Origin of the sequence: Paenibacillus oleatilyticus, assembly GCF_018998565.1 — a bacterium.
Classification (GTDB): Bacteria; Bacillota; Bacilli; order Paenibacillales; family NBRC-103111; genus Paenibacillus_G; species Paenibacillus_G oleatilyticus.
The window spans coordinates 70,605-84,274 of the sequence record NZ_JAHNZO010000012.1; the positions used below are offsets into that span (position 1 = coordinate 70,605).

Sequence of the window (13,670 nt, forward strand, 5' to 3'; positions counted from 1 at the left end):
TGGACAGGAGAATGGGCATGAAACGCAAACGATGGTTAGCTGCGTCATTATGCTTTGTAGCGCTGCTGCTCGGCCTGCAGTTCTCTCCAGCGGTCGACCGATTTGTACAGCATGCCAGAGAGAAGAACGGTCATGAACGGGCTGCAGACGATGCACGGACGCTGTCTTCTCTGCTGTCGCTTAGGGCATGGAGCGACGCAGGGAATGAGCGGCGGGCCAGAGTGCTTGAAAGAATTAAGGCCGAGGCGGCGAAGCGAAATATACCGCCGGTGGACGCCAAAATCGATCGTGTCTGGAAAGCGATACCGGGCTACAACGGGCTCGAGGTCGATGTCGAGAAATCGTTGGAGCTGGCGGAGCGACAGTCGTTTCCGGAAACGCCGCAGCTCGTGTTCCGCGAAGTGCCGCCTCAAGTCGATCTGGATCAACTCGGACCGAATCCGATCTACAAAGGCAACCCGGCGAAGCCAATGGCAGCGCTTATGATCAACGTGGCGTGGGGCGACGAGTATTTGCCGCGAATGCTGGATATTCTTCGTAAGGAGCAGGTGCATGCGACCTTTTTTTTCGACGGGATGTGGCTGAAAAAAAATATTCCGACCGCGCGCAAAATTATGGAGGAAGGACACGAAGTCTCCAATCATGCCTACTCTCACCGGGACATGAGCAAGCTCAGCCGGACGCAAGCCGTTGCCGAAATCAGCAAGACTGAGACGATGCTGAAGCAGGAGCTTGGCGTGCAGAACCGTCTGTTTGCCCCTCCATCGGGTGATTACAATCAAATGACCGTAGACGTTGCGCATGGGATGAACCTGCGCACCATTTTGTGGACGATCGATACGGTAGATTGGAAAAAGCCGGAGCCCTCTTCCATCGTGCAAAAAGTAACCACACGGATCGAGCCCGGCTCTCTGATCCTGATGCATCCTACGTCTTCGAGCAGCGTCGCGCTGCAGGGCATCATTCGCGCAATCCGGGCCAAAGGGCTGTCTTTGGGCACCGTCAGCGAGGTCATTTCGCCGGCGCGGATTCCGAAGGTTGAGTCCGCCGGACAATAATGGTAATATCAGAATGTTATACCTTTGCAGGGAATCAAGACTTCGCCGTACCGAGGAGGCTTAAAGCGTTTGGACAAATACACACTTACCAACGGACTGCGGCTCGTCATCGAGAAAATTCCGACGTGCCGCTCCGTTGCTTTCGGCATCTGGGTCAAAACCGGATCGCGCAGCGAAAACGAGACGAACAACGGCATTTCGCATTTTATCGAGCATATGCTCTTTAAGGGCACGGAAAAATATTCCGCCAAAGATATCGCCGAAATTTTCGACGGCATCGGAGGCAACGTAAACGCCTTCACTTCGAAGGAGTACACATGCTATTATTGCAAGGTGCTGGACGAGCATCTGCCGCTCGCGGTGGAAGTGCTCTCCGATATGTTTTTCGGTTCGGTCTTCGATGAGACGGAATTGGAAAAGGAAAAAAATGTCATCTACGAAGAAATCGCGATGTACGAAGATACTCCGGACGATATGGTGCATGATTTGATTGCCCGGGCCGCTTTCGGCGGGCATTCGCTCGGACGTACCATCATCGGCACGCAAAGCAATTTGGCGGCGATGACCTCTGATACGCTTAAGGAGTACATGAAGTCGCAGTATACGATTGCCAATACGGTTATCAGCATCGCCGGCAACATTAACGACGATGTCGTAGGCTTGATCGAGAAACATTTCGGGAGCTTCGCGAATGCGGGTTCACAGGCCCCGCTTGATCCTTTGGCGTTTCGGAGCGATTCCGAGTATCACCAGAAGAAGACTGAACAAAATCATATCTGTTTATCGCTGCCCGGACTGGCCGCGAAGGACGACCGGCTGTATGCGATGATCCTGCTGAACAATGCGATCGGCGGCGGCATGAGCTCCCGGTTATTCCAGGAAATCCGCGAGAAACGCGGTCTGGCTTACTCGGTATATTCCTATCATTCTTCCTACCAGGACGGCGGTCTGTTTACCGTCTATACCGGTACGGCGCCTAAGCAGACCGAAGAAGTGCTTAAGGTGACGCTGGAGCTGTTGGCCGACATCAAGGAAAAGGGATTGACGCCGACCGAGCTGAAGAAGGGCAAGGAACAGATGAAGGGCAGCTTGATTTTGAGCCTGGAGAGCACCAGCAGCCGGATGAACCGGATCGGGAAAAACGAGTTGATGCTGGGCAGACATTACAATCTGGATGAAATGATACAGCGTATCGAAAGCGTGGAGATGGAGCAAGTTCAAGCGCTGACGGCGGAGATGCTGTCCGTGCCGTTTGCATTGGCTATGGTCGGGCAGACGAATGAGGCCATCGCCGGATTTAGGAGGGATCAGCTTGTCTGAACGAATCGAAGTGTTAATTAAACGGCTGCCGGGGAACGAGGATATCGCGCTGCCGCAAAAGATGTCCGAGCTGGCCAGCGGCTTCGATCTGTATGCCGCTGTAAGCGAGCCGGTCGATCTCGGGCCGGGGGAACGGACGCTCATTCCGACCGGATTTTCGCTTGCCATGCCGGCAGGGCTGGAAGCCCAGATCCGTCCGCGAAGCGGGCTTGCTTTTAAACACGGGATCACATCCTTGAACACACCGGGCACGATCGATGCCGATTACCGCGGCGAAGTCAAGGTGCTGCTGATCAATCACGGCAAAGAAACGTTCACCATTAACCGTAACGAGCGTATCGCGCAAATGGTGTTTCAAACGGTGCCGCTCATTACGCTGACCGAGGTAAGCGAGCTGGACGAGACGGAACGCGGAGCGGGCGGCTTCGGGCATACGGGAACAAAATAAGTAAGACGGGCGATCTAAGCGCTTTTCCGCAGACCGGCAATTCGGCCTGACGGGGGAGCGCTTTTTGTTCGCAGCCGAACGATGCGGCCGTCGGCGTTTGGGGGCTTGATCTGCCGGAACCCATCTCTGGGCTGTCGCATATCATGATTTATCGAGAGCGACATGGAAAGAGGTGAGAATGAATGCTGACCGGGATTCAAGTAGCGTTGATCGGCGGCGATGCCAGGCAGCTCGAGGTGATTCATAGATGCTCCGAACTCGACGCATCCGTCGTCTTGTTCGGCTTTGATAATTTGCAGAAGGGTTCAAGCGGGATCACCAAGGCAGAATTGACGCCCGAGGCACTTGTGGCTTTGGATGCCGTCATTTTGCCTGCTGTTGGGACGGACGATCAAGGAAATGTGGACAGTCTGTTTTCATCCAAAGAGTTACGACTCAACCATGAACATATAGCTGCTCTGCCGAAACATGCCATTGTCTTTACGGGCATGGCCAAACCTTACTTACGCGAATTGTGCTCGAACGAAGGCATCGCACTGATCGAACTGTTCGATCGCGACGATGTGGCGATTTACAACTCCATTCCGACAGCCGAAGGCGCGGTGATGATGGCGATTCAGAACACGGATATCACCATTCACGGCTCGGAATCTATGGTGCTTGGCTTCGGAAGAACCGGAGCGACGCTTGCCCGCACACTGCAAGGCATGGGCGCGAAGGTGAGGGTGGGCGTCAACAAGCCCGAATATTACGCCCGCGCGATCGAAATGGGAATGAATCCTTTTTATACGCAAGAGCTGATTTCCTACGTATCCCAAGTGGATTTGCTGTTCAACACCATCCCGGCCATGGTGGTCACCGCTCAAGTCATCGCCAATATTCCGCATCGCGCGATTATTATCGATCTTGCCTCCAAGCCGGGCGGAACCGATTTCCGCTATGCCGAAAAACGTGGAGTGAAGGCGATGCTTGCGCCGGGGCTGCCCGGGATTGTCGCCCCGAAGACGGCCGGGCGCATCATTGGCGATACGCTGACCCGCATCATCATGGAGGACGCAAGACGAAGGAGGAACGGGGAATGAATTGGGATCAATTGACGGTGGGCTTCGCCTTGACCGGCTCTCACTGCACGTTTGAAGAAACGATGCCGCAAATCCGTCGTTTTGTCAACGCCGGTGCTAAAGTCGTGCCCATCGTATCCAATACGATCATGACCACGGACACGCGTTTCGGCACATCGGCAAATTGGCAAAAAGAGTTGAAAGAGATCACAGGAAATGATATTATTTCTTCAATTGTAGATGCAGAACCGCTCGGTCCTTCGAAACTCCTAGACATAATGGTGATTGCTCCTTGTACCGGGAATACGACCAGCAAGCTTGCTAACGCCATGACGGAAAGTCCCGTGCTGATGGCGGCCAAAGCGCAGATGCGCAACGGGAGACCGCTCGTGCTGGCGATTTCGACAAATGACGGATTGGGACTGAACGCCACGAATATCGGTAAGCTTCTGATTACCAAAAACATTTATTTCGTCCCGTTCGGACAGGATGCGCCGACGGTCAAACCGAATTCGCTTGTGGCGCGCATGGATTTGATTATGGAAGCTTGCGAGGCGGCCCTTCAAGGCAAACAGCTGCAGCCGATGCTGATTGAACGGTTTAATTACTGATCCTGCATTTTTTATCATTCATCTTTAGGGGAGAGGACAATACATGTCGAATCAAAAGTTGTTTAACGTCGCAGTAGTAGGCGCGACAGGTGCCGTAGGAGAACAGATCCTCCGTTTGCTGGCTGAACGGAATTTCCCCATCCAAGAGCTGAAGCTCTTGTCCTCGGCCCGGTCCGCAGGCAAGAAACTTCAGTTCAAAGGCCGTGAAGTGACGATTGAAGAAGCAACGCCGGACAGCTTCAAAGGCGTAGACATTGCCCTGTTCAGCGCAGGAGGCGACGTCAGCCGGGCACTGGTTCCGGAAGCGATCAAGCATGGAACCGTATGTATCGACAACACCAGCGCGTTCCGGATGGACCCGGAAACGCCGCTTGTCGTGCCTGAGGTAAATATCGACAAAGTCAGCGACCACAAAGGCGTGATTGCCAACCCGAACTGCTCTACGATTCAAATGGTGCAAACGTTGAAGCCGCTTTACGACCGTTACGGCATTTCCCGCATCATCGTGTCGACTTACCAAGCCGTATCCGGCGCAGGCGCCAGCGCGATTAACGAGATGCTTCGCCAGTCCCGCGAAGTACTGGAAGGAAACGCTGTAGAGCCACAAATTTTACCGGTAGGCTCTTTGCCGGTCAAACATCAAATCGCATTCAACGCTATTCCGCAAATCGACAAATTTGTGGACAATGGCTTTACTTACGAAGAAATGAAAATGATCAACGAAACGAAAAAAATTATGGGCGACGAATCGCTGGAAGTAACCGCGACTTGCGTGCGGATTCCGGTCGTTTACGGCCATTCCGAATCGGTTTATGTCGAGCTTAAGCAAGATTTCGATATCGAAGAGGTGAAACGCCTGCTGGCTGACGCACCGGGGATTGTAGTACAGGATAACGCTGCCGAACAGCTGTATCCGCTGGCTACGGATGCAGCAGGTAAGCTTGAAACGTTCGTCGGCCGTATTCGCCGCGATCTCAGCAACCCGAGAGCCCTCAATCTGTGGATCGTATCCGACAACCTGCTCAAGGGAGCGGCTTGGAACGCCGTTCAAATTGCCGAATACATCGCGATCGAGCAGCAATAAATGGAACTAAACTGGCTTTCTGAGACACTCAGGAAGCCAGAATTTTGCTATTAACTATGGCACATGGACAAGGGGAGAGATCACATGAGGATCTTGGTGCAAAAATTTGGGGGCACATCTCTTTCCACAGCCGAGGCTAGAACACACGTTATTGAACACATCCAAGATGCTTTGAACCAAGAATACAAAACGGTTGTTGTTGTTTCGGCTATGGGTCGCAGAGGGGAACCTTACGCAACGGACACGCTACTGGATTGGATAGGGCAAAATGGAAATAACCTGCCTGCGCGCGAACGGGATATGCTGCTATGCTGCGGCGAATTTATCTCGGCCGCTACGCTGTGTAGTCTACTGAACGCCGAGGGGATTCCTGCCGTTGCTTTAACCGGCGCGCAAGCGGGAATTTTAACGAATGACGAACACGGCAATGCTCAAATCGTGACGATTCGGCCGGGGCGGATGCTTGAACTGCTGGAGCAGGGGAATGTCGTCATCGTTGCCGGTTTTCAAGGCGAGACGGCGACAGGCGATTTCACGACGCTCGGCCGGGGCGGAAGCGACACGTCGGCTACCGCACTTGGAGCGGCTTTAAATGCGGAGCTCGTCGAAATTTTCACCGATGTGAGCGGTATTTTGACGGCGGATCCGCGAATCGTGGAAGAAGCAAGACCGCTTTCGGTCGTGTCTTATATGGAAATCTGCAACATGGCGCATTTAGGCGCGAAGGTCATTCATCCCAGAGCGGTAGAAGTCGCTATGAATGCCGGAATTCCGGTAAGGGTACGCTCCACGTTTTCCAAAGATAAAGGAACGCTTGTTACACATGCCGACGCGCTTCGGAACGAATCCGGCGCCGTGCAGGACCGGTTTGTGACGGGGATCGCTCACGTGCCGAATATCTCGCAAATTCGGGTAGCGCCTCAGGAAGGCAGCTACGATCTTCAGCTTAATGTATTTAAAGCGATGGCGCGGCAGCGAATCAGCGTCGATTTTATTAACGTCAACCCATCCGGCGTCGTGTACACGGTCTTTGATCATGAGGCGGAGCGGGCGGCCGAAACGCTTCAGGGAATGGGCTATACGCCGCACATCACGCCGAACTGCGCGAAAGTTTCGATCATCGGGGCCGGAATGAACGGCGTTCCCGGCATTATGGCCCACATTGTCGAAGCGCTTACGGAAGAAGACATCCAAATTCTGCAATCTGCCGATTCGAATACGACCATCTGGGTATTGGTGCAAGGCGACGACATGGTCAAAGCCGTTCGTGCGCTGCACCGCAAATTCGAGCTCCATAGATAACGCATAATGTTTTAGGGGGAGACAACACGTGGATTTTGGCACAATGATAACCGCCATGGTTACACCGTTCGATGACAAGCTTAACATCGACTGGACGCAATTTGAGAACGTGATGGACTACTTGATCGAGGAGCAGCAAAGCGACAGTCTCGTTATCTGCGGCACAACCGGCGAATCTCCTACGCTAACGGAAGAAGAGAAGCTCGAAAGTTTTGAAAGGGCCGTAAAGTACGCACGCGGCCGCTGCAAAATTATTGCAGGGACCGGCAGCTACGATACCGCTCATTCCATTCATTTGTCGCAAGCGGCCGAAAAGCTTGGTGTCGATGCGCTGCTTCTGGTAGCGCCGTACTACAATCGGCCTTCGCAAGAAGGACTTTATCAGCATTACAAAACCATTGCCGAGTCGGTTAACATCCCGATCATCCTTTATAACGTGCCCGGGCGGACCGGTGTCAATATCGAGCCGGAGACGACGATTCGCTTGTCCCGCATTCCGAACATCGTTGCGACGAAGGATTGCACGGATACGGACCAGTTGACGCAGATCATTACCGGCGCCGCCCCGGGCTTTCTTGTCTACAGCGGCGACGACAGCGCCACGCTCCCCGCTTTGGCGGTCGGAGCGAGGGGAATCGTCAGTGTTGCGAGCCATGTGATCGGCAAAGAAATGAGAACGATGATCGATTGCTATTTGCAGGGTGAAGTAAAAGAGGCGGCGAGACTTCATGGCCGACTGCTTCCGGTATTCCGCGGGCTGTTCCTGTGCCCTCATCGCGTACCGAGCCCGGCTCCGGTCAAGCATGCGCTTAACCTGAAAGGATTGCATGTGGGTGGGGTTCGCCTTCCGCTCGTGGACGTTACCGAACAAGAAAAACAATTTATCGCTTCGCTTTTTGCATAAGCTTGACGACTACCGGTGCCCTGCGGCATCGGTTTTTTTGTTTTGGGAATAATACGCTTTACGCAAGGTGGATGGCCGATTGACTGGCTCACTTGTAAAGAGTCATTTTTTTCATGTATAATGATGTCAAGTGACTGGTGCGGTTAAAATTTGGTTTTGAATAATCATATGGAAATCGTCGTCAATTACATTGAGGAGGTTTAGTTACTTGTCCAAGAAAAATATAGACAAATTAACGATTTTTGCCCTGGGCGGCGTGGGTGAAATCGGGAAGAACATGTATGTCGTTCAGTATGCGAACGATATTGTAGTCGTAGACTGCGGATTGAAATTTCCGGAGGAAGATATGCTCGGGATCGATATCGTCATTCCCGATATTTCTTACTTGACGGAAAATCGCGATAAAGTGCGCGGAATCGTCATTACACACGGCCACGAGGATCATATCGGCGGCTTGCCTTACGTTCTTAAGCACCTGAACGTTCCGGTGTATGGAACAAGGCTGACCATGGGTTTGATCGAGATGAAGCTGAAGGAAGCGAATCTGCTCGGTGAAACGAAACGGATCGTCATTACGGCCGAATCGGAATTGAAGCTCGGCTGCATGACGGCAACGTTCTTTAAGACGAACCACAGTATTCCCGACTCGGTAGGGGTATGCCTGGAGACGCCGGAAGGCAACGTGGTTCATACCGGTGACTTTAAGTTCGATCAGACGCCGGTCAACGAGCAGTACGCGGATCTTCACCAGATGGCAGCGATTGGCCGCAGAGGCGTTATTGCGCTGTTATCGGATAGTACCAATGCGGAGCGTCCGGGCTATACCGGTTCGGAGCGCAGCGTAGGCGCGGAAATCGAAGACGTATTCCGTAAAGCGAAGCAGCGTGTTGTTATCGCAACCTTCGCCTCCAATATTCACCGGATTCAGCAGGTCATTGACGCGTGCGAATCGACCCGCCGCAAGCTGACCGTGATCGGGCGGAGCATGGTGAATGTCGTGAGCATCGCCAGCGAACTGGGCTACTTGCGCGTTCCGGATGGCATGCTGATCGAACCGGAGGAAGTAAACAAACTCGCGGCCGACCGCGTAGCCATTTTATCTACAGGGTCCCAGGGTGAGCCGATGTCGGCGCTGACCCGGATGGCCCGCTCCACGCATCGCAAGATGGACATTTTGCCCGGCGACACCGTTATTATCGCCGCTACGCCGATTCCCGGGAATGAACGGTATGTAGGGCGTACGGTGGATGAACTGATGCGCATTGGCGCGCATGTCATTTACGGGCCTGGTTCGATCACAGGGGTACACGTATCCGGACACGGCAGCCAGGAAGAATTAAAGCTGATGCTGAATATCATGCGTCCGAAATATTTTATCCCGATTCACGGGGAGTACCGAATGCTTCGCCAGCACGGAATGCTTGCCGAATCGGTCGGCATCGCGCGCGAAGATATTTTTATCGTGGATAACGGCGATACGGTGGAAATCCAGGACGGCGTGGCCCGCAAAGGCTCCAAAGTGCCTGCAGGCAACGTTCTCATCGACGGCCTCGGCGTCGGCGATGTCGGCAACATCGTGCTGCGCGACCGCAAGCTGTTGTCCCAGGACGGCATTCTGGTCGTCGTCGTAACGCTCAGCAAGCAGGATGGGACTATTCTGTCCGGTCCGGACATCATCTCCCGCGGCTTCGTGTACGTGCGGGAGTCGGAAGGATTGCTGGAAGAAGCGAACCGGATCGTGACAAGCACGCTCCATCGCTTAATGAACGAAAATGTCAATGAATGGGCTTCGCTTAAAACCCATGTCAAAGACGCGCTTGGCCGATTTTTGTATGAGCAAACCCGAAGAAGACCGATGATTTTGCCAATCATCATGGAAGTGTAAAACTTCCCACCAGTCATATGAACTCACTTGAGAATAGAGTGTAGAACTAGCAGCTTTTGTAGAAAGACCACGTAAACGGCGGGGCAATTTCCCTCGGTTACGCGGTCTTTTTTCATATATCCTTTACCGGTACCCCGCATAGTTTTGTCCGACTGCACCATACTAACAAGGACATTTCAGCTAACGGAGGGATGTTCTTCATGCAATCCAACGATAAACAAGAGCAACAGCCTGTGCAGCCGCCGCAAGCGCCGACGACGGAAGAAGGACGCAAAAGCACAACGGTCGATACGATTCAGCAGTTGGGGCAGACAGGTGCGCCTACGACCGAATCCAACATTTTTTGCATGACCATCATCGGGCAGGTGGAGGGTCATATCGTTTTGCCTCCGCAAAACAAAACGACCAAATACGAGCATTTGATTCCGCAGCTTGTAGCCGCGGAGCAGAACGCGAAAATCGAAGGCGTGCTTATTATTTTGAATACGGTAGGCGGAGACGTGGAAGCCGGGCTGGCAATCGCCGAAATGATCGCGACGTTGTCCAAGCCGACGGTAACGCTCGTGCTCGGGGGCGGGCACAGCATCGGAGTTCCGATTGCTGTCTCGGCCAACTATTCAATCATCGCCGAAACCGCGACGATGACGATTCATCCGATCCGTCTGAACGGTCTGGTGATCGGCGTTCCCCAAACCTTCGAATATTTGGACAAAATGCAGGAAAGGGTCATCCGGTTCGTCACCAGGCATTCCCGGGTAGATGAGAACAAATTCAAGGAACTGATGTTTAAAACGGGCGAGCTCACGCGCGACATCGGCACGACGGTCATCGGAACGGATGCCGTACGCTACGGACTCATCGATTCGCTGGGCGGCATCGGGGAAGCGATTCGGAAGCTCAATGCCTTGATCGATGAGCGGCGAGCCGGCAATGGAGGAGGCATGATCCAATGATTCATTATTCGATACTGCCGCTGGAAACCGTCTACGAAGGAATCGAGGCGATGAAATCGTCCACCGTCGATATTGTGATGAACGGGGTCAGGATGCAGGTCGAGCCGGTCAATGCGCAGCAAGCGAAGATCGTCCGGCTGATCAGCTGCAACCCGCAAGATTTTTTGAATCCCCAATACGCTCCCGGGCGAATGATCGAGTTTCAGCCGATGGCCCCGGAAGCCGGCGAATAAAGGGGCACTGACGCTTTTTCCCGCTCCTTATTTGCCGGAGGGGAATATATTTTCGCATTCTTCGTTTAGCTTCACCCCAGTTTATGGTATAATGAAAGCTCGGGGGTGAGCGGCCTTGGCCAGGAAAAGGAAAAAGGGCAAGGGAATCAAATCAAATCTCAAATTTGAACTGTACGGCATCGTTATTTTGATTTTTTCGATCATCGCTTTATCCCGTGAAGGTTCGGTAGCCCGTTCGTTGACCTATCTGTTTCGGTTTGTGATCGGAACTTGGGATTTTCTCATTCCGCTCGTGTTTATATACGCCGGATTGTACGCGATGATGAAAAGGGAATGGCCGGTTTGGCGGACGCACCGCAAGCTCGGGGTGCTTCTGATCATCCTGTCGCTGCTGCTGATGAGCCATATCAGCCTGTTCTCGCAGCTTTACCCGAATGGGAATTTCACGGAAGGCCAAGTGCTGTCCCAAACTTGGGCGAGCATGGTAGACGGATTGGACCCGACGGAAAAAGGAATGGCGATTCTGACCGACGGCGTCGGCGGGGGAATGATCGGGGCGGTGCTCTACGCGGTGCTGCACTTTTTGTTCAGCAACCTGGGCGCCCGTCTGATTCAATACACGCTGTTCGTCGTAGGGTTCATTCTCATTACGGGATTGTCGGTCGGCGATATCATGAATAAAATCAGCGGGCGCAAGCCGTTTGCCGAGACGCTGCTTGGCCAATACATAAAGCGCAAGCTGCTGGAGAGAAGCCGTGCGAAGGCGGCGGCAGCGAGCGCGCAGCGCAAGAAGAAGCCGTCGGTCGCAGCGGTCTATGTGCCGCCGCCGGAGGACGAGTTCGACGAAGAGACGTTGAAGCCGGAACGCAAGGAACGGAAGCCGGGGAAAATGCGCAGCCTGTTCTTCGAGTTGCTGAATCCGTCCGAAACGCCGGAGAAGAGCAAGACGGAGGGCAAGAAGAAAGACCGCGTTCAATCGGAAGAGGAGGGAGAAGCGGTCACGGTCTATTCGGCGGCTCAGGATTCGCACGACAGCGATTCCGGCTTCCCGGAGCAGCCTATCCCTTACGAAGAACAACACGAACCGGCCATCCCGGTGATCCGCGATTTTCAAGAGCAGGTTCATCAGGAGGCGGCGCGAACGTCCGACAGTTCCGTTTCGACTGAAAATGCCGCAGAACGCAAACCTGATCCTGTGGCTAATGAGCAGGAAGGAGCGGAAGGGGCGGACGATTTTGATATCAAAAACAAACCGCTCGCTGTTCCCTACGAGCTGCCTTCCTTGCAACTGCTGGCCAAGCCGGCTTCGGGCAAAGGAAGCGACTCTCTGGATTACAAGGCGGTTGCCCGCAAGCTGGAAGCAACACTCGAAAGCTTCGGCGTGCGCGCCAAGGTGCTGGAGGTCGTCCGCGGCCCTGCGGTTACCCGTTACGAAATCCAGCCGGACGTCGGCGTAAAGGTGAGCCGCATCGTCAGCTTGACGGATGATATCGCCCTCGCTCTGGCGGCGAAGGATATCCGTATGGAAGCGCCGATTCCGGGCAAGTCCGCCATCGGGATCGAGGTGCCGAATTCCGAGGTATCCGTCGTTACGATGCGCGAAGTGATGGAAAGCCCTGCCTTTCAGGACGCGGCGTCCAAACTGTCGATCACGCTGGGACGCGATATTTCCGGGCAGCCGATCGTCGGCAATCTCGCACGAATGCCGCACTTGCTCGTCGCAGGGGCGACGGGCTCGGGGAAATCCGTTTGCATTAACGGGATCATCACAAGCGTTCTTTATAAAGCAAAGCCCGACGAAGTCAAATTTCTGATGATCGACCCGAAGATGGTCGAGCTGAACGTTTACAACGGGATTCCGCACCTGCTGGCTCCGGTTGTTACCGATCCGAAACGGGCTTCGCTTGCGCTCAAAAAAGTCGTCGTCGAAATGGAGAAGCGGTACGAGCTTTTCTCCAAAAGCGGCACGCGCAATATCGAAGGCTACAACTCGATGCTGGTGGAAACGCAAACGGGGGCGCCGCTGCCTTACATCGTCGTCATCGTGGACGAGTTGGCCGACCTGATGATGGTTGCGGCCAACGACGTGGAGGATGCGATCTGCCGCCTCGCCCAAATGGCGCGCGCCGCAGGTATCCACCTCATCATCGCTACGCAGCGGCCGTCGGTCGACGTTATTACCGGCGTCATCAAAGCGAACATTCCTTCGCGGATCGCCTTCGGAGTCTCCTCGCAGGTAGACTCGCGGACCATTCTTGATTCTGCGGGCGCGGAGAAGCTGCTTGGCCGCGGAGATATGCTCTACTTGCCGATGGGCGCTTCGAAGCCTGTCCGGGTTCAGGGAGCCTTCCTTTCCGATCAGGAGGTCGAAACGGTCGTTGGCTTCGTCCGGACGCAGCGACAGGCGGAATACGTGGAAGACATGGTTCCGCATGTTGAAGATAAGCAAGAGGAAACGGAAACGTTCGAGGATGAATTGTACGATCAGGCGGTCCAAATTATTCTTGAAGCGAAGCAAGCGTCCGTCTCCCTGCTTCAGCGCCGCATGCGCGTCGGTTATACGCGTGCCGCCCGGTTGATCGATACGATGGAAGCGCGCGGCATCGTAGGTCCTTACGAGGGCAGCAAGCCGCGTGAAGTGTTGATGTCGCTTGAGCAGTATCAAATGAACCGAATGAGCTCCTGAGCGGCTTCCGGACGCGTGACCCGGGCCCCAGCGATTCCCAGTTTAGGCTGAATAGAAGCTGACTCCCTTTCTCATAATAACCTTAAAAAGGTTGCCACAACGAAGGCGGGAAAGGTGAGGTTACA

12 protein-coding genes are annotated in these 13,670 nt (G+C 54.0%); all 12 read left to right on the plus strand.

What is annotated here, in order from left to right; all coding sequences use genetic code 11:
* Nucleotides 1-17: 17 nt before the first annotated feature.
* The 12 genes from KQX66_RS17010 to KQX66_RS17065 all read left to right on the plus strand — a co-directional run bounded on the left by KQX66_RS17010 (nt 18) and on the right by KQX66_RS17065 (nt 13,545).
* Complete coding sequence (locus tag KQX66_RS17010) at nt 18-1,058, plus strand: polysaccharide deacetylase family protein (RefSeq protein ID WP_216794006.1); 1,041 nt, start codon at nt 18-20, stop codon at nt 1,056-1,058.
* A gap of 69 nt (nt 1,059-1,127) precedes the next feature.
* Nucleotides 1,128-2,378, plus strand: a complete 1,251-nt coding sequence (locus KQX66_RS17015; protein WP_216794007.1) for a M16 family metallopeptidase — start codon at nt 1,128-1,130, stop codon at nt 2,376-2,378.
* Nucleotides 2,338-2,826 (plus strand): dUTP diphosphatase, encoded by a 489-nt coding sequence (dut, locus tag KQX66_RS17020; RefSeq protein ID WP_216794008.1) that lies wholly within the window; start codon nt 2,338-2,340, stop codon nt 2,824-2,826. Before KQX66_RS17015 ends, dut begins: the two co-directional genes overlap by 41 nt.
* A 182-nt stretch (nt 2,827-3,008) precedes the next feature.
* Entirely contained in the window at nt 3,009-3,908 is a 900-nt protein-coding gene (gene dpsA, locus KQX66_RS17025) for a dipicolinate synthase subunit DpsA (protein ID WP_216794009.1), read from the plus strand.
* On the plus strand, nt 3,905-4,498 hold the full coding sequence (locus KQX66_RS17030) for a dipicolinate synthase subunit B (protein WP_063187831.1): 594 nt from the start codon (nt 3,905-3,907) through the stop codon (nt 4,496-4,498). Before dpsA ends, KQX66_RS17030 begins: the two co-directional genes overlap by 4 nt.
* A 43-nt stretch (nt 4,499-4,541) precedes the next feature.
* Nucleotides 4,542-5,582, plus strand: a complete 1,041-nt coding sequence (locus tag KQX66_RS17035) for an aspartate-semialdehyde dehydrogenase (RefSeq protein ID WP_216794010.1) — start codon at nt 4,542-4,544, stop codon at nt 5,580-5,582.
* Nucleotides 5,583-5,666: 84 nt separating this feature from the next.
* On the plus strand, nt 5,667-6,884 hold the full coding sequence (dapG, locus tag KQX66_RS17040) for an aspartate kinase (RefSeq protein WP_216794011.1): 1,218 nt from the start codon (nt 5,667-5,669) through the stop codon (nt 6,882-6,884).
* Between the two features lie 28 nt (nt 6,885-6,912).
* A complete protein-coding gene (gene dapA, locus KQX66_RS17045; protein WP_216794012.1) occupies nt 6,913-7,788 on the plus strand; it encodes a 4-hydroxy-tetrahydrodipicolinate synthase in 876 nt (291 codons plus the stop codon).
* A gap of 208 nt (nt 7,789-7,996) precedes the next feature.
* Nucleotides 7,997-9,673 (plus strand): ribonuclease J, encoded by a 1,677-nt coding sequence (locus tag KQX66_RS17050; protein WP_010491225.1) that lies wholly within the window; start codon nt 7,997-7,999, stop codon nt 9,671-9,673.
* A gap of 200 nt (nt 9,674-9,873) precedes the next feature.
* Nucleotides 9,874-10,626 (plus strand): ClpP family protease, encoded by a 753-nt coding sequence (locus KQX66_RS17055; RefSeq protein WP_216794013.1) that lies wholly within the window; start codon nt 9,874-9,876, stop codon nt 10,624-10,626.
* On the plus strand, nt 10,623-10,859 hold the full coding sequence (locus KQX66_RS17060) for a YlzJ-like family protein (protein ID WP_216794014.1): 237 nt from the start codon (nt 10,623-10,625) through the stop codon (nt 10,857-10,859). The genes KQX66_RS17055 and KQX66_RS17060 overlap by 4 nt, the downstream gene beginning before the upstream one ends.
* A 115-nt stretch (nt 10,860-10,974) precedes the next feature.
* On the plus strand, nt 10,975-13,545 hold the full coding sequence (locus KQX66_RS17065) for an FtsK/SpoIIIE family DNA translocase (RefSeq protein ID WP_216794015.1): 2,571 nt from the start codon (nt 10,975-10,977) through the stop codon (nt 13,543-13,545).
* Nucleotides 13,546-13,670: the final 125 nt, after the last annotated feature.

What these genes read in the sequence shown, in the direction of transcription:
- KQX66_RS17010 (WP_216794006.1), top strand. Translation starts at nt 18, where the DNA reads ATGAAACGCAAACGATGGTTAGCTGCGTCATTATGCTTTGTAGCGCTG.
- dut (WP_216794008.1), top strand. Translation starts at nt 2,338, where the DNA reads ATGAGGCCATCGCCGGATTTAGGAGGGATCAGCTTGTCTGAACGAATC.
- dpsA (WP_216794009.1), top strand. Translation starts at nt 3,009, where the DNA reads ATGCTGACCGGGATTCAAGTAGCGTTGATCGGCGGCGATGCCAGGCAG.
- KQX66_RS17030 (WP_063187831.1), top strand. Translation starts at nt 3,905, where the DNA reads ATGAATTGGGATCAATTGACGGTGGGCTTCGCCTTGACCGGCTCTCAC.
- KQX66_RS17035 (WP_216794010.1), top strand. Translation starts at nt 4,542, where the DNA reads ATGTCGAATCAAAAGTTGTTTAACGTCGCAGTAGTAGGCGCGACAGGT.
- dapG (WP_216794011.1), top strand. Translation starts at nt 5,667, where the DNA reads ATGAGGATCTTGGTGCAAAAATTTGGGGGCACATCTCTTTCCACAGCC.
- KQX66_RS17055 (WP_216794013.1), top strand. Translation starts at nt 9,874, where the DNA reads ATGCAATCCAACGATAAACAAGAGCAACAGCCTGTGCAGCCGCCGCAA.
- KQX66_RS17060 (WP_216794014.1), top strand. Translation starts at nt 10,623, where the DNA reads ATGATTCATTATTCGATACTGCCGCTGGAAACCGTCTACGAAGGAATC.